The sequence below is a fragment of the Amylibacter sp. IMCC11727 genome (assembly GCF_029854195.1).
Classification (GTDB): domain Bacteria; phylum Pseudomonadota; class Alphaproteobacteria; order Rhodobacterales; family Rhodobacteraceae; genus Amylibacter.
This window is the reverse complement of record NZ_CP122960.1, coordinates 3,375,869-3,396,357: the sequence shown is the minus strand read 5'-3', so window position 1 is coordinate 3,396,357 and position 20,489 is coordinate 3,375,869. Positions and strand designations below refer to the sequence as shown.

Below are 20,489 nucleotides of genomic sequence, written 5' to 3'. Positions count from 1 at the left end.
AAAGAAGCAAGGTTTTGTTAACCAGAATCGGATCAAGTGGTGCGGCGGTACAGGCTGGGAAGCCGATGACCGCGCCAGGAGAAGGCCCTCTGTCAGCCGGAAATGGGGCAGAGGGCTGAACCGCCCGCCGCTGTTTCTTCTGGCCTCAAATATCTCCCGCGCGGAGCGCATGAAATCTATGCCCCGAGCGGCCGCAACAGATCGCGACTGATGATGTGGCGCTGGATTTCCGATGTGCCGTCCCAGATGCGTTCGACGCGGGCGTCGCGCCAGAACCGTTCGAGCGGGTAGTCGTCCATCAGCCCCATACCGCCGTGGATTTGGATGGCCGTGTCGGTGACACGGGCGAGCATTTCGGTGGCATAGAGTTTGGCTGAGGCAATCTCGCGGTTTGAGGGCAGACCTTTGTCGAGCCTGTCGGCTGCGGCAAGGGTGAGCATATCCGCCGCGTCAATTTCTGTGATCATATCGGCAAGTTGAAAGCTGACCCCTTGGAATTTGGCAATGGGTTGGCCGAATTGTTCCCGTTCGGCGGAATAGTTGAGCGCGTAATCGAACACGCGGCGTGCGCGACCCACGGACATGGTGGCAACGGTGATGCGGGTGGCGTAAAGCCATTCATTCATCACTGCAAAGCCACCGTCCACTTCGCCAAGCACCTGCGCATCAGGCAGGCGGCAATCGTCAAATTCAAGGATCATGTTTTTATAGCCGCGATGGGATACGGATTTGTATCCTTCGCGGATGGTGAAGCCTGGTGTGCCGCGATCCACAAGGAATGTTGTGATGCGTTTTTTCGGGCCTTTGGGTGTGTCGTCTTCGCCTGTGGCGATGAAAACGATGATAAAATCTGCGTGGTCTGCGCCCGAGATGAAGTGTTTGGTGCCGTTCACCACCCAATCCCCGCCATCGCGCACTGCCGAACATTTCATGCCGCGCACATCAGACCCTGCGCCCGGTTCCGTCATGGCCAATGCGTCCATCCGTTCGCCGCGCATGGCAGGCATCAGGTAGCGTTCGCGCTGTTCTGGATTGCAGGCCATGAGGATGTTTTGCGGGCGTCCAAAAAAGTGGTTGAGCGCCATAGACCCGCGCCCGAGTTCCCGTTCCACAAGTGCGAATTCTTTGTGGTTGAGGCCCGCACCGCCCACTTCTTCGGGAAAATTACAGCCGTAAAAACCGAGTTCCAGCGTTTTGCGTTTGATTTCATCCGCGATTTCTTTGGGGACTTCGCCTGTGCGTTCCACCAATTCCTCGTGGGGGTAGATTTCTTTTTCCACAAAGCTGCGCACAGTGGAGGCGATCATCTCTTGTTCTTCGGTGAGGCCGTATTGCATGGGAACATCCTTTTGCGTTTGGAAGGAGCGTAATTTGCTTGTGTTGAGGCGGCTTGCTGATTTATCCCGCTATCATGCCTATTTGGAAAAAATCAGAAACGGGAACCGTGCGTGTTGGGGTTTTGTTGTTCGACCAGTTTTCGAACCACTGCCTTGCGAATGCAGTGGAACCGTTGCGCGCAGCCAATGATTTGACGGGGAGCTCTGTTTTTGAATGGGCGTTCTTGTCGATGGATGGCGCGCCTGTGAAAAGTTCGAGCGGGATGGAAATCGCGGCCAGTGGGCGGTTGTTTCAGCATTCGGGGGATTTGTTGTTTGTGATGCCGAGTTATGGGTATCGGGCGCATTCTGACACGCTGTCTTGGGCGGGGTTGCGCATGGCGGCGCAGCGATACGGCGCGATTGTCGGGTTTGATACGGGCGCGTGGTTGATGGCGGCGGCAGGGCTGTTGGATCAGCGGCGTGCGACCATTCATTGGGAAGAGTTAGACGCCTTTGCCGAGGCGTTTCCTGATGTGGATGTGGTGCGAGAGCGTCATGTGATGGATGGGGATCGCATCACCTGTACGGGGGGCATGGCGGCGTTTGATTTGGTGGTGGAGCTAATTGCTGATTTGAAAGGCGAGGCCTTGCGCCAAGATGTGCGTACGCTGTTTATGTCTGGGGGGCGCGACGGGGTTGCGCCCAAGGATCGGCCCGTTGCGCAGGCGATTTCAGTGATGCAGGCGCATCTCGAAACGCCACTGGCGATTGCAGATTTGGCGCGGCATGTGGGCCTGTCGCAAAAGGCATTGGAAGGGCGGATGAAAGCGGCGTTGGGGGCAACGCCGCGGCAAGTGTATCGCCGACAGCGGATGGTTTTGGCCCGTAAATTGGTGTTGGAAACCACGCTGAGTGTGGCCGAGATTTCGGTGCGCTGTGGATATCAGGATGCCACCGCCTTAACGCGGGCTTTTCAGGTGGAGTTCGGGACCAGCCCGCGCGCGTTGCGCGGGTAGTTATTTTCGCATGGCGGAGCGGTCTTTCAGCCGCTGTTTCATCGCCTCTTTGCCTGCGGGTGTGCCGTCGTGCCAGCTGCCGAACAGTTTGTCCCACGGCACGTCCAGATTGCCATAGTTGCATTCGAAATAGCGGTGGTGGATTTGGTGGTGGAAGTTGCCCAAGTGCAGGCGCTTTTTGTTGCGGAAAAGGACGCCTTCGAACCCTGTGTGCGTGGTGATCGCCAAGAGGCCGTAGAACATCAGGTGGAATATGACGTGGACGGGATGGCTGGCGATGGCGAAGTGAGTGAGCACCGAGCCGAAATAGAAAAAGTGTTCGACGGGGTGCATCGACATGCCAGACCATGGGCCGATATCTGTGTTGCGGTGATGCAGGGCGTGAAAGCGGTACATGACTTTGGTGTGCAGGCCCCGGTGCATCCAGTAGAAATAAAAGCTCTCCCAAATTGGGATGAGGAAGAAGATGGCGATGAACCAGATGGGGTTGGTTTCAAACGTGATGGTGCGGGCATAACCGTTAGCCATGGACCACCAGAACAGGATTTCAAACGCGGACCAGATGGTAACGCCGCTGCCGATGGTCCAGATGATGTTGTCTTTCATCTGGCTTGATAGGGTGAACATGCGACCATTGCGTGGGAAGGGGCGCGGATCGTATTTTAGATCCGTGTCCTGCATGGCGTATTTATGGAACCACAGATGGAGCGTTCCAGCGAGCAATGTGACGATTGCCGCGTTACGGACCCAGATGAGGGCCATCCACCACAGTTGGAAGGTTGCGGTTTGTTCGAGTGTGGGGCTGGCGAAGTAATAGGAAGCAACGGCTAAGGCAACGATGGTGAGGTTGACAGTGATGAAAAACCAGCTGTCGAAGTACCAGCGAAAGGCGGCGTAGGGTTTGGGGGGCCATTGCCAAAGGGGGGACACTTGGATTGGGGTTTCGGGCAGATGGTTCCATTCTTGGCGGGTGGTCATTTTGGTGTCCTTTTCGCAGTTGCGTTCATGAAACGCGGAATGGATATATCATGCAAGAAGAAGGGTTTTTTTCGTGAAAACCGAAACGCTTTCTACAATTTTATGGTGCTTCAATGTTCATAGTCTGATGTCCCCGATCAGGTCAGGGACAGTGTTGCGTTTATTGATACATCCGTTTCTTGCGATCCCGTGTTTCGCGGGTGCTTTCTTCGGTGCCGTTGTGAAAGGAGCCGAACCAGCGGTCCCATGGCATTTCTTGGTTGCCGTAGTTGCATTCATAATAACGGTGGTGGAGCGTGTGGTAGAATGTGCCGAGTTCCAATTGGCGTTTGTCTTTCACGAGCAGGGACTCATAGCCGGTGTGGGTCATGGCCGCCCCTGGGGCGAGGTACATAACATGAAAGGCGATGTGGATGGGACTGCTTGGCACAATCCAGTGAATGCACAGCGATGTAATGTAGAAAAAGTGTTCAACGGGGTGCATCGAAAACCCTGACCACGGGCCGATGTTGATGTTGCGGTGATGCAGTGAATGAACGCGGGTGTACATGAACGGGACGTGCAGAAAACGGTGGACCCAGTAGAAGTGGAAAGCGGACCAGATGGGCAACGCGAGAATGATCGCGATGAACAGGATTGGGTTACTGGTGAAAGTGATGGTTGGGACATAGCCGTTGGCCATGAGCCAGAAAGAGACTGCTTGAAACACTGTGATTTGGGCAACGCCGCTGGTGAGGGACCAGAACATGTTGTCTTTGACTTGGTCGCCGAATTTGAAGGTTCGGTTTTCCCGCATCATATCGCGATGCGAGAACTTGAGCGTCTTGGCTTGGGCTTTGCGGGTGTAGAAATACCAATGCAACCCGCCAGCAGACACCAGCATGACGCCCATGTTCACGATCCAGATTTGGGCGATCCAGCCGATGGCGAAGGTTTTGGTGGTATCTAGGGATGGGTAAAGGAAGAACCAGCAGAACAGGCCCATCAGGAAAAGGATCATGAATTCGGATAGACGGAGCCAATTGCGGGCGAAATAGCCGCCGATGGAACGTGGGCTGGGTGGCCATTGCCAGATGGATTTATCGGCAAGCGGCAGGTCTGGGTGATAGTTCCAGTCTTTGTTCTGCGCCATCGTCAGCTCGCATAGTTCGAGCCTTCCTCGTCGAGGATGGCTTTGAGTTCGGATAGGTGGCGTTCGGCTTGGCCTGGATAATCTTCCAGCTCTTGCGCGGTTTTTTCTGCGATAGCGTCGGACAGCACGCGCAGCTCTTTGCCTGTTTGCAGCGCGCGGATGTAGGTTTCTGCGGCGCGTTCGAAATAGTAAAGGCGGTTGAAGGTGTCAGCGACGCTGTCGCCGATAATCATCACGCCGTGGTTGCCCATGACCATGACTTTGACTTTGGGATCGGTGAAGAGCTGGGCGCAGCGCATGCCTTCTTCTTCAAACGCGAGGCCGCCGAATTGGTCGTCCACCACGATGCGGTTGTAGAAAGTGGCGGTGTTTTGGTCGATGGGAGGCAGGGTGCTGTCGGCAAGGCAGGCCAGAACGGTGGCGTGGATGGAATGCACGTGCATGGCGCAGCGGGCGTGGGGGCAGAGGCGGTGCAGCGAGCCGTGCAGGCCCCACGCTGTGGGATCGGGTGCACCCGGTTTTTCCAGAACGTTCGGATCGTTGGCATCAAGCAAGAGCAGATCGGATGCTTTGATCCGTGCGAAGTGCATTTGGTTTGGGTTCATCAGGAACTGTGTGCCATCATCGTTCACTGCAAAGGAGAAATGGTTGGCAACGGCTTCGTGAAAGTTCAGGCGTTCTGTCCAACGAAAGGCGGCGGCGAGATCGACGCGTTCGTTCCAGTGATCCATGTTCGGGTGAAGTTGTGCGATGGCCATAGTGTCCTCCTGAGTTAGAGGTATGAAGCATGACGGATGGGTTTGGATCAATGCTGTTTGCGACCTGCGTTTGGCGGATTTGGTGCATAAAAAGCCGAGCCTCTGTAGGGGAGGCTCGGCCAGAGTTGGGGCAGCGGACCGCCCCATGGGGATTGCGTGGTTTAGGTTTTGGAAAACTCGGGGTAGGCGTCCATGCCGAGTTCCGCCATGTCGAGCCCGTTGATTTCGGTTTCCTCATCGACGCGGATGCCGAGGATGAGTTTGAGGAACAGCCACACCACGGTGGAGGTGATGATCACGAACACTGCGACAGACAGGATTCCGAAAAGCTGTGCCCCAAGGCTTGCGGCAGAGTTGGTAAAGACCACCGCGATTGTGCCCCAGATGCCTGCAACCAAGTGGACAGGAATCGCGCCAACCACATCGTCGATGCGGAATCTATCAAGCAGGGGAACGGTGATTACCACGATAACGCCGCCCACAGCACCGATCAGCGTGGCCGCGCCGATGGAAGGTGTCAGCGGTTCAGCCGTGATCGACACGAGGCCCGCCAATGCGCCGTTCAGGATCATGGTGAGGTCTGGCTTTTTATAGAGCAGTTGGGTCAAGAATAGAGCCGCGACCACGCCCCCTGCGGCGGCTGCGTTGGTGTTCACAAAGATGCGCGAGATGTCAGCGATATCGCCCACTGTGCCCATGGCAAGTTGGGATCCGCCATTAAAGCCGAACCAACCGAGCCACAGAATGAACGTGCCCAGTGTGGCCATTGGCAAGTTGGAGCCAAGGAAGGGTGTGACACGGCCGTTTTTGTATTTTCCGATGCGTGGGCCAAGTATGATCGCACCCGTCAAGGCTGCCCAGCCGCCAACGGAATGGACGATGGTAGAGCCTGCGAAATCTTGAAAATTTGCGGCCTCTAAGAAACCACCGCCCCATTTCCAAGAGGCTTGGATCGGGTAGATCACCGCCGTCAGGAGAACGACAAAGATCAGGAACGGCCAGAGTTTGATACGTTCTGCCAATACGCCCGACACAATAGATGCCGTGGCCGCACAGAACATCAACTGAAAGAAGAAATCTGAACCAACAGAGGCGTAGGACAAATCTGCATCGGCAGCGGCCAGACCAACGGGTTCAAGAGTGGTTGAACTGAGCGTTCCCAAGATGCCCGTGATGAACCATGCTTCGCCAGGGTACATAAGCTTAAAACCGATAAGATAGTAAAACACGCACGCCAGCCCAAAGAGACCCATGTTTTTGGTGAGCTGCATGGTGACGTTTTTGGAGCGCACGAGCCCTGCTTCGAGCATGGCGAACCCTGCAGCCATGAAGAAGACGAGAAAACCGCCGATCAAGAACAGAAGCGTTGTGAGGATGAAGCTGACCTCGGCAGAGACGCCCGTTGGAGTGTCTTGTGCAAAGGCGACTGCGGGGAGTGCCGTAAGACCAGCCACAAGGAGGAGTTTTTTGAGATAAGGTGTCATTGTATGTCCTTGGAAGTTTGCTGTTTCTTTAGATTGCGTCATCGCCAGATTCACCTGTGCGTACGCGGATTGCCTGTTGCACGTCGAGAACGAAAATTTTGCCATCGCCAATTTTGCCAGTCTTTGCGCCGTCTTCGATTGCGGCGACGGCTTGGTCCACCATGTCGCTGGTGACGACGATTTCCAATTTGACCTTTGGAACATAGTTGATGTCGTATTCCGCACCGCGATAGATTTCGGTGTGGCCTGATTGCACGCCGTAGCCTTTGATTTCGGTGACCATCATGCCTTTGACGCCGATGTCGGTGAGCGCGGTTCGTACCTCTTCCAGCTTAAAGGGTTTAATTGTTGCGATGATTAGCTTCATTCTGTCCTCTGATTGCTGTTCGGGACGTTTTGCCCGCAGATGCGTTAAGCAACAAAGAATCGGTGGTGTGGAGCAATGTCTGGTGATTGCTGCGGCGCAGAAAAACCTGTTTTTGATTAAAAAATGATCATTGAATAAAAAATGTACAAAAAATATGCAGAAAAGATTCTGACAATCGTGCTTTCCTAGCACTCCACAAACCTGTGCAGAAAGACTATCTTAGGGATAACGACCTAAAACAGGCACGAGCGGTTATGGCACAAAACGGAAAACGACGCCCTTTGGTGGCGCCCAAAAAGGTGTTTAAGTCCAAAAAGACGAAAGCATCGATATCGTCTTCGGTGGCGTCGTCTTTGGCTGCCAAAATGACACCGGGTGCGGCCAAGAAAAAAGCTGCGCCAAAATCCAAGGGCGGGTTCTGGTCGATTTTCGCGCGTAAGGGGAAATCCAGCGCCAAGGCAGCCACACCCAAAGCGCAACCAACCCAAAAACGTGCAGCCCCTGCCAAGCCAAAGCGCAATATCTTTGTACGGTTTATCCGGTTCGTCTGTTTTGGCATTTTGCGAATTTTCTGGTGGGTGTTTTTCCGCGTTTCAATTGTCACGGCGGTGGTCGTTGGCAGTTCGACAGCTTATTACTATTCCACCTTGCCAGACGCAGCCGCGCTGATGGATGATCGCCAACGCGGGTCTGTCACAATTTTGGATGAGGCGGGTCAGGTGTTTGCATGGCGCGGGGATCAGTTTGGTGGATTGGTCGATGCCAATTCAGTGGCCCCACATTTGAAAAACGCCGTGGTCGCGACCGAGGATAAGCGGTTTTATCGACACTTGGGCATTTCACCGCGTGGTATTGCGGGCGCGATCCGCACAAACCTGCGTGAAGGGCGTCACCCGTTAAAAGGGCATGGTGGCTCTACAATTACGCAACAGGTTTCCAAGCTGGTGTTCTTTTCGGACATGGGGTCGATTGAGCGCAAGATCAAAGAAGTGCCCATGGCTTTCGCTATGGAGCTGAAATACACCAAAGATGAAATCCTGACGATTTACATGAACCGCGCCTATTTGGGGGCGGGCAGCAACGGCTTTGAAGCAGCAGCGCAACGATATTTTTCAAAGTCCGCGTCCGAAGTGAGCGTGGCTGAGGCCGCGATGATGGCGGGGCTTTTGAAGGCGCCGTCCTCTACCGCGCCAACGCGCAACATCGGCAAAGCGCAGGACCGTGCCAATCTGATTATCGGATTGATGGAAGATCAAAAGAAACTGAGCGCCAGTGAAGCACGTTTCGCGCGTAACAATCCTGCGCAGTTGTCTGCAACGGCAAAATCCAAAGTCGGAACCTATTTTGCGGATTGGATTGTGGAGGCGGGTCCTGATTTCATTCTGAAAGACACCAAAGAAGATTTGGTGATCCGCAGTACGTTTGACAAACGGGTGCAAAAGGCGGCCGAAGAAGGACTGAATTTCATCTTTGAAAACAAAGTGCGCGAAGGATCAAAGGCACAGGCTGCGGTTGTTGTGCTGTCCCGTGATGGAGCGGTCCGCGCGTTGGTTGGCGGCAAAAAGACAGGCAATGCGGGTGGGTTTAACCGCGCGACACAGGCGCTGCGTCAGACGGGATCATCGTTTAAGCCGTTTGTCTATGCGGCAGCGCTGAATGATGGGTGGCGCTGGGACACAAAGGTTGTGGATGAACGGTTCACTATGAATGTTCCCGGGTCTGGGGAGTATTCGCCAAAGAACTATACCAAGAAATACGAAGGCGAGATGACGATGACCACCGCCTTGGCCAAATCCAAGAACACGGTTGCGGTGAAGGTGGCTGTTGCCATTGGCACGGATAAAGTGGCGGAAATCGCGCAGGGATTTGGCATTAAGAACAAGATCAACCCAGGCCCGTCTATGGCGTTGGGCGCATCGGAAAGCACATTGTTGGAAATGACAGGCGCCTATGCGGGGATTCTGAATGGTGGCGTGGCGGTGACGCCATATGGTGTGATGGAATTGACGTTGCAGGGGGATCGCACGCCGCTGATTGTACATTCTAACGAACCAGGTGAACGGGTGATTTCGCAAGGGGCCGCAGAACAGTTGATGTATATGATGAACCAAGTTGTGGAAAACGGGTCAGGCCGCAAAGCCCAAATCGCTGGTGTGGAAATCGCGGGTAAAACGGGTACAACACAGGGCGCAAAAGACGCGTGGTTCATCGGCTTTAACAATGATTACGTTGTTGGGGTTTGGATGGGGTATGATGACAATACCAAACTGACGGGTGTGACAGGCAGCGGCCTGCCGACCGAGATTTGGCGCGAAACCATGACACGGGTTTTGGATGGGCATGTGCCTGCACCATTGCCGATGTTCGTGCCGCGCACACCTGTGATTGAAGAGCCAAAAGTTGCCACCCGAACGGATCGCAAAAAGGGTGCAAATGAAGCGCTACGTGATCTGACGGATCAGGTGGAAAGAGATATCAAAAAGCTGGAGGAAGAAGCCGAGAACATTGTTGATAAGGTTCTGGGCAGTATTTTTGGACGCAAAAAGAACTAAATGTTTCGACACATCAAAAACACAAAAAGCGCAGCCAAGGGCTGCGCTTTTTCTTTAGGTAAAGGTCTGTTTAAGACGCTTTTTTCAGGTGTGCGATCAGTTTGCCGATATCGCCGCCACGACGATCCAGCATCGCGCCAATTTCTTCGCGCTCTAAGCGCAGCATTGAAATGCCTTCGATGATGATATCAAACATGCGGTCGCGGCCAGATGCGTCTGAGACTTGCCACTGCACCAAAAACGGACGCTTGCCTTTGAATGTGACATTGCTGTCCACCAAATAGCCGCGTTTGGATTTTTGGGATTTGGTGACTTCGATCGTGGCACCGATAAATTCGCGAAAGCGTTTACCGTATTTGCGCGATACATAGCCTTGGAAGGCTTTGGTGTAGGCGCTCAGTTCGGATTTGGATGCACTGCGGCGTGCCACACCAAGGGATGAGCGGGCGATCACTGGAACGTCTGCGTATTTTACGAAGATGCGTTCGAAATCCCGAAACATTGCGGATTCTGATTTGCCAGAATTGATGACCTTAAAGATATCGTCGGTCAGTTTGCCAATCAGGCTTTCTGCGTCTTGTTGTGACAATGCGGAAGCAGGCCCAGCCAAAGGCAGCGATGCCAGCATGGCCATAATGGCGCGGCGTGTGAATGTATTAGTCTGCATAGGGGTCCTCCAGATCGTCAAGATTGTCCGCAGCTGATCCAAGTTTGAACCGACGATTTTGCAGATACAATGACCGCGCGGCCACGTAGCTGTCCTCTGATTCATAGAGGATGCCGTTGATTGCATCGTCATATTCGTTTCGGTCGCCAACCTTGTCCACAACATAAAGCGGGAAGGTTCCTTTGCGTGCGCTTGAAGGCAAGAAGTTGCCGACTGGATCAAGGAAGAAATCAACAACCAGCCCATAAGCCTCGCGTTCTGTACGAGGGCCGTAGACGGGCACTTCGAGGTATTCGCCTTCGGGGAAGCCGTACACCGCGAGGGTTTCACCGAAATCGGTGTCTACGTCTTCTTCCATGCCAAGGAAGGTTGCCGCGTCAAACAGACCGCCAACGCCAAAGATTGTGTTGGTGGTAAAGCGGATGGTGTTTGTGATGACATCTTCCATGCGGAATTGCAGGAAAGAATTCACGATTTCACCTGGAATGGCGAGGTTTGAGGCGACGTTGCTGATGGCGCGGTCCGCCTGCAAGGGGACGGTCTTGCCATAGCCACGAGCGATGGGCGCAACCAAGTTACGGTCCAATGCTTTGTTGAAGTTGTGGACCTTGCGGTTTTCAGCTTCGCTTGGATCGTGGATCGCGTTCTTCGTAGGCGGGGTCGAGCAGGCGGCCAAAAGCGCCAGCGCTGCGACGGAAAAAATTGCACGGAAAGAATACAGGGTCATGGTTGGCAACATTTTTGTTAACTGAGAGGGCGTATTACGCGGATTGAGCAGAGGTGTCGATAAGCAGAGTTGGAATTGTCGAAATTGTGGTTTTTGTGTCGATACCCCAGATACCGTTGACATAATGCGACCAAAGATAAAGGCCAGAATTGAAAAAAGGGCTTTCTGAGGGAGCATTTCACAGGATAATCAGTGTGGATGTGTCAAAAATCACAGTCTTGGGCGGATTTGAGCCTGATAAAGCCATGCTTTGGTGGGTTTTTGTTAAGGTGTTTGATAAAGTAATGTTTGAAAAAGAAATAAGACGAATGGTGGGATTCCTGTAATGGCTGGCGAAAAGATGCATTACCCCGTGGGCTTGGCGGAATTGCGCGATGTGCGCAGGCGCAGCCGTGGTTTGTTTATCTCGGTCGGGTTTTTCAGTGTTTTTGTAAACCTGCTGATGCTGACAGGCCCGATTTTCATGTTGCAGGTGTATGATCGCGTGCTGGGCAGCCGATCAGAGGCAACGCTGGCCGCGTTGTTTGTGTTGGTTGCTTTTTTGTATCTGTTGTTTGGTGTTTTGGATTGGGCGCGCGGGCGTGTTTTGGCCCGCGCGGGGGCGCAATTTCAGACGGATTTGGATGAACGTGTGTTCAAGGCGATCTTGCGCGTTCCGACACAGCCAGGATCAGGCGACAAGGTGCAATCTGGCCTTCGGGATTTGGAATCTGTGCAACGGCTTATGACTTCGCCTGCGTTGTTTGCGGTCTCTGACATTCCGTGGACGCCCATTTTTGCCATCGCCATTTTCATGTTCCACCCGATGCTGGGGTATTTGGCGATTGCGGGTGGTTTGTTGTTGGTGGCGGTGACGTTCATCAATCAATGGGTATCCAAAAAAGGTGTGATCGAAGCCCATAACCAAGGGGCAATGGCCGATAGTTTTGCCGATAGCGTGCGCGACGACAAAGAGGCTGTTCAAGGGCTGGGTATGCGCAGTGCCGTTTTGGGACGGTGGCGCAAATCGCGGGATCAGTCGTTGGGATCAAACATCAGGTCAAGCGATCTGACAGGGAGCTTTACATCGTTTACCAAAGCGTTTCGGTTGTTTCTGCAATCTGCCATGTTGGCGCTGGGCGCGTATTTGGTGCTGCAAAACGAACTGACACCGGGTGCGATGATTGCTGGGTCCATTCTGATGGGCCGCGCACTGGCCCCGATTGAAATGGCCATCGGACAATGGCCGTTGGTCACACGGGCACGGCAAGGATGGTTTAATCTGTCCAAATTGTTGGAAATGGTCCCTGACGAAGTCTCACGCACACCTTTGCCACGACCAAAAGCATTGCTGACAGCTGAAAACCTGACGGCGGTTCCGCCTGGTGAAACACAAGCCAGCCTGAAAATGGTGACGTTCAAGGTGGAGCCTGGAACGGCGCTTGGCGTGATTGGGCCTTCCGCTGCGGGGAAATCATCACTGGCCCGCGTGATCTGTGGCATTTGGCGCCCTGCATCGGGGAAAATACGGCTCGATGGTGCGGCGTTGGACAATTACGATCCAGATGTGTTGGGCAGCTATATCGGGTATTTGCCTCAAACTGTGACGTTGTTTGACGCAACCATTGCAGAAAACATCGCGCGAATGTCTGAAACCCCTGACGCCGAGGCCGTGGTGGCCGCGGCGAAAAAAGCGGGTGCGCATGACATGATTTTGCAACAACCCCAAGGGTACGACACACCGATTGGCAATTTTGGCGGGCGGTTGTCTGGTGGGCAACGCCAGCGATTGGGTCTGGCACGGGCGTTGTATGGGGATCCGTTGATCTTGGTTCTGGATGAGCCCAATTCCAATCTGGATAGCGTTGGATCAAACGCATTGAACGAAGCCATTCGCACCATGAAAGCCGAAGGTAAATCGGTGATTATCATGGCGCACCGTCCAGCGGCGATTGCCGAATGCGAAAATCTGTTGGTGCTGGAACACGGGATGCGCAAGGCGTTTGGTCCCCGCGATGACGTGTTGAAAGAACAGGTGAAAAACGTGGCGCAAATTACGGACGCTTTGCAAAAAGGGAAAGCATCATGAGCCAGCAGACCGCCCCACAGTCCAAAGCCCCTGAGCGGGTTCGTTGGTCTGCCAAAAAACCGATGGTGTTTGGCATGCTTGCGGTTGTTTTGTTGTTCAGCGTGCTGGGCGTTTGGGGCAATTTCGCCACCATTTCAGGCGCGATTATTTCCAGCGGCATGATCCAAGTCGAAAGCCTGCGCCAAGTGGTACAGCACCCCCAAGGCGGGGTGGTTGGCACAATCGACGTGAAAGAAGGCGACCGTGTTCAGGCGGGGCAGGTGCTGATCCGTTTTGACGATACGCTGTTGCGATCTCAGTTAACGACCGTTGACAACCAACTGAAAGAAATCATCGCACGGCGTGCGCGACTTGAGGCGGAGCGAGACGATGCGGATAGCCTAATTTTTGCGCCAGAGCTGGTCGAAGCGGCGAAAACCGATGTGGCCACACGGCAGTTGATGCAAGGCCAGACGCGGTTGTTCGAAGCGCGGCGCGAAACACTGCGCCAACAGATCAAACAGCTGACAGAACGCAAACAGCAAATTCGCCTGCAAATCCGTGGTGTGAAGGCACAGCTGGCGTCTTCCTCTGTGCAGGTGGAATTGATTGGCAAAGAGTTAAAGGATCAGCAGGGATTGCTGGAAAAAGGATTGGCGCAGGCCAGTCGGGTGTTGTCGTTGCAACGCGAAGCGGCGCGGTTGAACGGAACCATCGGCGAATTGGAAAGTTCGGCTGCGCGCGGTGAAGCCCAGATCATTGAAACGGACATTCAAATCCTGCAATTGAGCGGCACGCGCCGCGAAGAAGCGATCACCACACTGCGCGATCTGACCTATACTGAAATAGAAATGGTGGAGCGGAAACTTTCATTGGAAGAAACGCTGGCACGGATGGATGTGCGCGCGCCGATGTCAGGTGTGGTGCATGGTTTGACGGTGCATGCACTGCGATCTGTGGTGCGTCCTGCCGATCCGATTCTGTATGTGGTTCCAACCGATAGCCCGTTGGTGATCAGCAGCCGCATTGAGGCCATCCATGTGGATCAAGTGCATGTGGGCCAAGATGCGAGCCTGCGGTTTTCCACATTTGATCAGCGTACAACCCCCGAAATTTTTGGCAAAGTGGTGAAGGTTTCAGCGGATGTGTTTCAGGATGAAGTGTCTGGCATTTCCTATTATTCCGCAGAAATTGAACCCAACGAAGGCGAAATGGAGCGGTTGGGCGATGTGGAATTGCTGCCTGGGATGCCCGTTGAAGCCTTTATCAAAACGGCAGACCGATCGCCCCTGAGTTATCTGACGAAACCGTTCACGGATTACTTTAACCGCGCGTTCCGCGAGAGTTAGGGTTGTTGCCTATGGCCGTATCGTGGGATGCGGCGGTGGCATTTGGATATTTGACCCAAAAAGAGCTGAGCGTGGTTTTTCGCTTGCAGGTGTCGGTCTGTGAAGTAGCTTGGCCGAAACTTATCTTTGGAGGATGGCATGGCTGGAACCTATGAAACGCGGCTCAATGAAATGGGGTACACGGTGCCGGATGCGCCTGCGCCTGCGGCGAATTACGTGCCTTATGTGATTGTTGGGGACATGGTTTACGTGTCTGGCCAAATCGCAAAAGGCGAAGAGGGTTTGATCCTTGGCACGCTTGGCGATGATATGGATGTGGCTGGTGGACAAGAGGCGGCGCGGGTTTGCGCGTTGAACCTGATTGCACAGCTTAAGGCCGCCTGTGGTGGGGATTTGGATCGGGTGAAGCAGGTGGTGAAGTTGGGTGGCTTTGTGAATTCCACCGCAGATTTCACGGATCATCCTGCAGTCATCAACGGCGCATCTGATTTCGTTGGCGAGGTGTTTGGCGCGGCGGGTGCGCATGCGCGCGCTGCTGTTGGTTGTTCATCCTTGCCGTTTGGCGTTGCCGTTGAAGTCGAAGGCATTTTCCAAATTTCGTGATGTTAGACGCCTTTAAAAAAGCCCCCTTGGCCCATCGCACATTGCATGATGTGCGAATAGGGCGGCCTGAGAACTCTGTTTCTGGGGCCAAAGCGGCCATGGCCGCGGGCTATGGACTAGAGATTGATTTGCAGCTGTCATCCGACGGGGTGGCGATGGTGTTTCATGACGACCTGTTGCAGCGGTTAACGCGGCATTACGGAAAAGTGCGGGATCACACGGCGGCACAACTACAAGCGATGCGTCTGAGCCATGGGGATGAGGGTATTCCGACATTTGCGGATTTTTTGCAGCTGGTAAACGGGCAAGTGCCGCTGTTGGTGGAGATCAAAGATCAGGACGGGGCGCTTGGACCTGATACGGGAGATATGGAGCAAGCCGCCTGTGACGACCTGAAGGGATATGATGGGGCGGTGGCGTTGATGTCGTTTAATCCGCATTCCGTGGCCAAATGTGCGGAGTTTGCGCCGCATATTCCGCGCGGCTTGGTGACGGATCCGTTTTTGACGGATGACTGGCCTGACGTGGATGCAGCGCGATTGGCCGAGTTGGCACGCATTCCCGACTATGATCGTGTTGGTGCGTGTTTCATTTCGCATAACGTGAATGATCTGGACGCGCCCCGTGTGGCAGAGTTGAAATCATCTGGTGCATCGGTGTTTTGCTGGACGGTGAAATCCGCAGAGCAAGAGGCCGACGCGCGACGGATTGTCGATAATGTGACGTTTGAGGGGTATTTGGCTTGATCCTGATGGGGCAAAGGCCATGTCAGAACCCATGACGGATGATGCGCAAATCGAAGTGACAGTGATTGGCGGCCTTCATCAGATTGAGGCGGCGGAGTGGGATCGGTGTGCCTGCCCTGAAACGGGCTCGGGCCGCCCGATTGACCCATTCACCACCTATCGGTTTTTGAAAGCGTTGGAAGACAGTGGATCGGTTGGGGTCGGCACGGGCTGGGAACCGCGCCATGTGTTGGCGCGCCGCGATGGACAACTGATCGGCGTGATGCCGTGCTATGCCAAAAACCATTCGCAAGGTGAGTATATTTTCGATTTCAACTGGGCCCATGCCTATGAAAATGCAGGTGGGGCCTATTACCCGAAATTACAGGCGGCGGTTCCGTTTACGCCCGCCACGGGGCGGCGGTTTTTGACAGCCGAGGGCTGCGATGATGTGGGCATGTCGGCGCTAATTCAAGGTGCGGTGCAATTGGCGGCGCAAAATGAATTGTCGTCGATCCATGCCACGTTCTGCACCGAAGCCGAAGCAATTGCAGGGGCACAGATGGGATTGTTGCATCGCACAGGACAGCAGTTTCATTGGTACAATGATGGGTATGCGGATTTTGATGGGTTTTTGGGCGCGTTGTCGTCGCGCAAGCGCAAAGCGATCCGCAAAGAACGGCGCGTGGCGCAGGGGTTTGGTGGCGTGATCCATCAATTTACGGGGGATCAAATTCAGCCAGAACATTGGGACGCGTTTTGGCAGTTTTACCAAGACACAGGTATGCGAAAGTGGGGGCAGCCGTATCTGAGTCGTGAATTTTTTGACATTGCGCAGGCAGAATTGCGTGACGACATTCTGCTTATCATGTGCGAACGTGATGGGCATTGGGTGGCGGGTGCGATGAATTTGATCGGGCGTGACACGCTTTATGGGCGGTATTGGGGATGCCAAGAAGATCACCCATGTTTGCATTTCGAGGTCTGCTATTATCAAGCTATAGACTATGCGATTGCCAATGGGATGGCGCGCGTAGAAGCAGGTGCGCAAGGGCAGCACAAACTGGCGCGAGGGTATTTGCCAACGCCTGTGCATTCCCTGCATTGGATTGCCGATCCAGGATTTCGCGATGCAGTGGCACGGTTTGTCACCGCTGAACGCGAGGCGGTGGATCAAGACATAGAGGTGCTGACGGAGTATGGTCCGTTTCGCAAAAATGGAGGCGAGGATGAAGGTCGAGAAGCTGAGTGATCGCAGTGTGTTGGACCCATTGATCGAGAGCGGGTGGATTTTGCAAGAGGGGCGTGATGCGATCCGCAAGGAATTCAAGTTCAAGAATTTTGTAGATGCCTTTGGGTTTATGACCCGCGCGGCTTTTTGGTCAGAGAAATGGAACCACCATCCTGAGTGGTCCAATGTTTACAACCGCGTCGATGTGGTGTTGATCACCCATGACGTAGATGGATTGTCCGAATTGGACGTGAAACTGGCAAAGAAAATGGACGCGTTGGCGTCCTAAAGGAGTGAGTTATGGGTTGGATTGGCGATCTGATTTTCAATGTGATTTATGCGGGTGCGATCCTTGTGGCGGCTGTTTGGGCCGGTGGGGTGTTGAAAAAATTCATCGTGAGTTATTCGCGCGAGTATGAGGACATCGACGAGACGCTGTTCACATTTCTAGGCAGTATCGCGCGGTATGCGCTGTTGGTGTTTGCAGGCATTTTCATTCTGGCGCGATTTGGCATTCAAACCGCAAGCCTTGTGGCGGTTATCGGTGCGGCGGGTTTGGCGATTGGATTGGCATTGCAAGGCACACTGGCGAATTTGGCGGCTGGTGTGATGCTGGTGATTTTCCGCCCCTTTAAGATTGGCGATTTTGTTGAACTGGATGGATTCGCTGGCACGGTCAAAAGCGTGAACCTGTTCACAACAGAGTTGGCGACCCCTGACAACGTGCAGATTATTTTGCCCAATGGTCAGGTGTTTGGTGCTGCGATCAAAAATTATTCTTTCCATGACACGCGGCGCGTCGATCTGGTGTTTGGGGTGAGTTACGGCAGTGATTTAAAGCTGGCGGATAAAATTCTGAGCGGTTTGGTTGCATCGGATGATCGGATTTTGACGGACCCTGCGTCGTTTGTGAAAGTGACGAATTTGGGGGACAGCTCGGTTGATTTCACAGTGCGCGTTTGGGTGGATGCGGATGATTATTGGGATGTGAAGTTTGATCTGACACGGCAAGCCAAGGATGCGTTTGATCAAGGCGGGATTGATATTCCGTTCCCGACCACAACGGTGGTGCGCGCAGACGCGTAAAGGACTTGGATATTTAGACCAAGAAAAAGGGGGCCGTTTGTGGGCCCCCTTTGACGTTTGAATGTGGTGCCGGTTTAGACCGCTTCGAGAAGGGCTTCGCCGCCTGAAACATCACACACACCTGGATTTTCTTCTTCTTGCAGGGCGGTGATTTTGCCGTCATCCACGATCATCGCATAGCGTTTGGAGCGGTCGATCAGGCCCACAGGTGGCGCAGAGAAATCGCGGCCCATTGCCTTGGTGAAGGAGCCGTCGCCGTCCGCGAGCATGTGGATGCCTGCCTCGGTTGCGCCTGTCTGGTTGCCCCATTCCTGCATCACGAAGACGTCGTTGACGGACACACAGATGACTTCGTCCACGCCTTTGGCTTTGAACTGGTCAATGGTGCGGATGAAGGAAGGAACGTGCGCTGTGGAGCATGTGCCTGTAAAGGCACCTGGCAGGGCGAAGATCGCCAGTTTTTTGCCAGCGCCAAGGGCATTCAAATCCACCACTTCTGGGCCATCCGCGCCCATTTTCGCGAGTTTTGCTTCTGGGAGCGCGTCACCTGTTTCGATAGCCATTGCAGTTTCCTTCCGAGTTGGTTTTAGGTTGAGCGTAACTATAGTGCGGTGACGGCGGTGTGCCAGTCTAAACGGAGGCGATTCATGGGTCATGTGGTTGTTATAGGTGCGGGACAAGCAGGCAGTTCTTGTGTCGCAAAATTGCGCAATTCGGGATTTGAGGGCGAGATTACCCTGATTGGGGCTGAAACTGCGCCGCCCTATCAACGCCCGCCGTTGTCCAAAGGGTATTTGCTGGGGGAGATGACGTTAGAGCGGATGTATCTGCGGCCAGAGAGTTTCTATTCTGAAAACAACATTGAGTTGATGCTTGGGGCCGAAGTGACGGGTGTGGATGCACGTGCCAAGACCATTACCGTTGGTGGGCGCGAACTGGCCTATGACGATTTGGTTTTAACCACAGGGTCTTCGCCGCGCCGATTGCCAAGCGCCATTGGGGGCGATTTGGGTGGGGTTTATACCGTGCGCACGCTGAACGATGTGGAGGCGATGGAGCCAGAGTTTGCGGACGGCAAGCGCGTGCTGATTATTGGCGGTGGCTACATCGGATTGGAAGCGGCCGCGGTTGCAGCCAAAAAAGGTGTGACTGTGACGTTGGTGGAAATGGCAGATCGGATTTTGCAGCGGGTGGCGGCCCCTGAAACATCCGATTTCTTTCGCGCGCTACACAAGGCACATGGGGTTGAAGTGCTGGAAGGCGTTGGCCTCAATCGGTTGATTGGAGAGGAACGTGTGTCAGGCGCGGTGCTGTCTGATGGGCGTGAACTGGATGTGGATTTCGCAATTGTTGGCGTGGGGATCGTCCCTGAGATTGGGTTGGCCGAAATGGCAGGTTGCACCATCGACAATGGGATTTCGACAGATGCGCAGGGGCGCACGTCTGTTGATGGGATTTGGTCCGCCGGGGACTGTGCATCGTTCCCGTATCGCGGCGGGCGTATTCGGTTGGAGAGTGTTCCGAACGCGATTGACCAAGCAGAAGTGGTGGCAGAGAACATCATGGGTGCGGGCAAGGAATATGTGGCCAAGCCGTGGTTCTGGTCAGATCAGTATGATGTGAAATTGCAGATTGCAGGGTTGAATGCTGGGTATGATGCGGTCGTGACGCGGCCAGGTGACAAGGATGGCGATGCGTCGTTTTGGTATTACAAGGGCGATGAATTGTTGGCGGTGGATGCGGCAAATGAACCCCGTGCCTATATGGTGGGCAAGCGGTTGATTGAAGCGGGTAAATCGCCAGATAAGGCGGCGGTGGCCGATCCTGCGGTTGCATTAAAGACGTTGCTGTAATGCGGATCATCTCTGGCCGGTTTAAGGGAACTGCGCTGGCATCGGTGGGCAAGGGTGATGCGGGGGCGCATTTGCGGCCCACAACGGATCGCGTGCGCGAAAGCATTTTTAATCTGCTGGTGAATGGGGGCTATGGCGATCCGATTTCGGATGTGCGGGTGCTTGATCTGTTTGCAGGGACGGGGGCGCTGGGGTTTGAGGCGCTGTCGCGCGGGGCCAAATGGGTGCAGTTTGTGGATGATGGGCGCAAAGCGGCGTCGCTGATTTCTGAAAACGCAAAAATGTTGCGGGTTCAGGGCGAGGTGAAGCTGGCGCGGCGCGATGCGCGGAAATTGGGCGCGTGGGAAGGGGAGCCGTTTGGGCTGGTGTTTCTGGACCCACCTTATGGTAAAGCGATGGGAGAAGGTGCGCTGGCTGCGGCATTGGCGGGCGGTTGGCTGTCAGATGATGCGCTGGTGGTTTGGGAAGAGAATCGCGAGCAGGCCTGTCCAGATGGGTTTTCAATGTTGGATGCGCGAAAATATGGCGACACTTGGGTACATATTTTAGAGGTTGTTTAAGCTCGGAAGAAACGGATGGGTTGTTTTTAACCCAC

General features: G+C 54.2%; 21 protein-coding genes. 12 read left to right on the top strand and 9 right to left on the bottom strand.

Annotated elements, in window-relative coordinates; all coding sequences use genetic code 11:
* Nucleotides 1-176 precede the first annotated feature (176 nt).
* Complete coding sequence (locus QBD29_RS17010; RefSeq protein WP_280099272.1) at nucleotides 177-1,337, bottom strand: acyl-CoA dehydrogenase family protein; 1,161 nt, start codon at nucleotides 1,335-1,337, stop codon at nucleotides 177-179.
* Nucleotides 1,338-1,411: 74 nt separating this feature from the next.
* Here QBD29_RS17010 and QBD29_RS17005 point away from each other — a divergent pair, with 74 nt between their 5' ends.
* Nucleotides 1,412-2,335 carry a helix-turn-helix domain-containing protein gene (locus QBD29_RS17005; protein ID WP_280099271.1) on the top strand — a complete coding sequence of 308 codons (924 nt, stop codon included), beginning with the start codon at nucleotides 1,412-1,414 and terminating at the stop codon, nucleotides 2,333-2,335.
* On the opposite strand, the gene QBD29_RS17000 is transcribed toward QBD29_RS17005, so the two are convergent.
* The 5 genes from QBD29_RS17000 to QBD29_RS16980 all read right to left on the bottom strand — a co-directional run bounded on the left by QBD29_RS17000 (nucleotide 2,336) and on the right by QBD29_RS16980 (nucleotide 7,054).
* Nucleotides 2,336-3,313 (bottom strand): sterol desaturase family protein, encoded by a 978-nt coding sequence (locus tag QBD29_RS17000; RefSeq protein WP_280099270.1) that lies wholly within the window; start codon nucleotides 3,311-3,313, stop codon nucleotides 2,336-2,338.
* A gap of 160 nt (nucleotides 3,314-3,473) precedes the next feature.
* Nucleotides 3,474-4,445: a sterol desaturase family protein gene (locus tag QBD29_RS16995; protein ID WP_280099269.1), complete on the bottom strand. Its 972-nt coding sequence runs from the start codon at nucleotides 4,443-4,445 to the stop codon at nucleotides 3,474-3,476.
* Nucleotides 4,446-4,447: 2 nt separating this feature from the next.
* The gene (locus QBD29_RS16990; protein ID WP_280099268.1) at nucleotides 4,448-5,203 is read right to left on the bottom strand and encodes a class II aldolase and adducin N-terminal domain-containing protein; all 756 of its coding nucleotides are present in this window, start codon (nucleotides 5,201-5,203) and stop codon (nucleotides 4,448-4,450) included.
* Between the two features lie 161 nt (nucleotides 5,204-5,364).
* Nucleotides 5,365-6,687: an ammonium transporter gene (gene amt / locus QBD29_RS16985; RefSeq protein ID WP_280099267.1), complete on the bottom strand. Its 1,323-nt coding sequence runs from the start codon at nucleotides 6,685-6,687 to the stop codon at nucleotides 5,365-5,367.
* 28 nt (nucleotides 6,688-6,715) lie between these two features.
* On the bottom strand, nucleotides 6,716-7,054 hold the full coding sequence (locus QBD29_RS16980; protein WP_280099266.1) for a P-II family nitrogen regulator: 339 nt from the start codon (nucleotides 7,052-7,054) through the stop codon (nucleotides 6,716-6,718).
* 254 nt (nucleotides 7,055-7,308) lie between these two features.
* Between QBD29_RS16980 and QBD29_RS16975 the strand changes: the two genes are divergently transcribed.
* Complete coding sequence (locus tag QBD29_RS16975) at nucleotides 7,309-9,606, top strand: PBP1A family penicillin-binding protein (RefSeq protein ID WP_280099265.1); 2,298 nt, start codon at nucleotides 7,309-7,311, stop codon at nucleotides 9,604-9,606.
* A gap of 70 nt (nucleotides 9,607-9,676) precedes the next feature.
* Here the strand turns inward: QBD29_RS16975 and QBD29_RS16970 are convergent, their stop codons facing one another.
* Entirely contained in the window at nucleotides 9,677-10,273 is a 597-nt protein-coding gene (locus QBD29_RS16970) for an ABC transporter substrate-binding protein (protein ID WP_280099264.1), read from the bottom strand.
* Complete coding sequence (locus QBD29_RS16965; RefSeq protein ID WP_280099263.1) at nucleotides 10,263-11,000, bottom strand: VacJ family lipoprotein; 738 nt, start codon at nucleotides 10,998-11,000, stop codon at nucleotides 10,263-10,265. Before QBD29_RS16965 ends, QBD29_RS16970 begins: the two co-directional genes overlap by 11 nt.
* Before the next feature lie 149 nt (nucleotides 11,001-11,149).
* Between QBD29_RS16965 and QBD29_RS16960 the strand changes: the two genes are divergently transcribed.
* The 8 genes from QBD29_RS16960 (at nucleotide 11,150) to QBD29_RS16925 (ending at nucleotide 18,041) form a co-directional block, all read left to right on the top strand.
* Nucleotides 11,150-11,326 carry a hypothetical protein gene (locus QBD29_RS16960; protein ID WP_280099262.1) on the top strand — a complete coding sequence of 59 codons (177 nt, stop codon included), beginning with the start codon at nucleotides 11,150-11,152 and terminating at the stop codon, nucleotides 11,324-11,326.
* A complete protein-coding gene (locus QBD29_RS16955; protein WP_280099261.1) occupies nucleotides 11,326-13,068 on the top strand; it encodes a type I secretion system permease/ATPase in 1,743 nt (580 codons plus the stop codon). Before QBD29_RS16960 ends, QBD29_RS16955 begins: the two co-directional genes overlap by 1 nt.
* Nucleotides 13,065-14,396 carry an HlyD family type I secretion periplasmic adaptor subunit gene (locus QBD29_RS16950; RefSeq protein WP_280099260.1) on the top strand — a complete coding sequence of 444 codons (1,332 nt, stop codon included), beginning with the start codon at nucleotides 13,065-13,067 and terminating at the stop codon, nucleotides 14,394-14,396. Before QBD29_RS16955 ends, QBD29_RS16950 begins: the two co-directional genes overlap by 4 nt.
* Nucleotides 14,397-14,534: 138 nt before the next feature.
* Nucleotides 14,535-14,999 carry a RidA family protein gene (locus tag QBD29_RS16945; RefSeq protein WP_280099259.1) on the top strand — a complete coding sequence of 155 codons (465 nt, stop codon included), beginning with the start codon at nucleotides 14,535-14,537 and terminating at the stop codon, nucleotides 14,997-14,999.
* A gap of 26 nt (nucleotides 15,000-15,025) precedes the next feature.
* Nucleotides 15,026-15,745: a glycerophosphodiester phosphodiesterase family protein gene (locus QBD29_RS16940; RefSeq protein ID WP_347936027.1), complete on the top strand. Its 720-nt coding sequence runs from the start codon at nucleotides 15,026-15,028 to the stop codon at nucleotides 15,743-15,745.
* Nucleotides 15,746-15,776: 31 nt separating this feature from the next.
* Nucleotides 15,777-16,976, top strand: a complete 1,200-nt coding sequence (locus tag QBD29_RS16935) for a GNAT family N-acetyltransferase (RefSeq protein WP_280100995.1) — start codon at nucleotides 15,777-15,779, stop codon at nucleotides 16,974-16,976.
* Nucleotides 16,954-17,244, top strand: a complete 291-nt coding sequence (locus QBD29_RS16930; protein WP_280099257.1) for a 4a-hydroxytetrahydrobiopterin dehydratase — start codon at nucleotides 16,954-16,956, stop codon at nucleotides 17,242-17,244. The genes QBD29_RS16935 and QBD29_RS16930 overlap by 23 nt, the downstream gene beginning before the upstream one ends.
* Before the next feature lie 11 nt (nucleotides 17,245-17,255).
* On the top strand, nucleotides 17,256-18,041 hold the full coding sequence (locus QBD29_RS16925; RefSeq protein WP_280099256.1) for a mechanosensitive ion channel domain-containing protein: 786 nt from the start codon (nucleotides 17,256-17,258) through the stop codon (nucleotides 18,039-18,041).
* A 74-nt stretch (nucleotides 18,042-18,115) separates the two neighbouring features.
* On the opposite strand, the gene QBD29_RS16920 is transcribed toward QBD29_RS16925, so the two are convergent.
* A complete protein-coding gene (locus QBD29_RS16920; protein WP_280099255.1) occupies nucleotides 18,116-18,604 on the bottom strand; it encodes a peroxiredoxin in 489 nt (162 codons plus the stop codon).
* A gap of 84 nt (nucleotides 18,605-18,688) precedes the next feature.
* Here QBD29_RS16920 and QBD29_RS16915 point away from each other — a divergent pair, with 84 nt between their 5' ends.
* Together QBD29_RS16915 and rsmD are read left to right on the top strand one after the other, a co-directional pair.
* The gene (locus QBD29_RS16915; RefSeq protein WP_280099254.1) at nucleotides 18,689-19,894 is read left to right on the top strand and encodes an FAD-dependent oxidoreductase; all 1,206 of its coding nucleotides are present in this window, start codon (nucleotides 18,689-18,691) and stop codon (nucleotides 19,892-19,894) included.
* Nucleotides 19,894-20,454 carry a 16S rRNA (guanine(966)-N(2))-methyltransferase RsmD gene (gene rsmD, locus QBD29_RS16910; protein WP_280099253.1) on the top strand — a complete coding sequence of 187 codons (561 nt, stop codon included), beginning with the start codon at nucleotides 19,894-19,896 and terminating at the stop codon, nucleotides 20,452-20,454. The genes QBD29_RS16915 and rsmD overlap by 1 nt, the downstream gene beginning before the upstream one ends.
* Nucleotides 20,455-20,489: the final 35 nt, after the last annotated feature.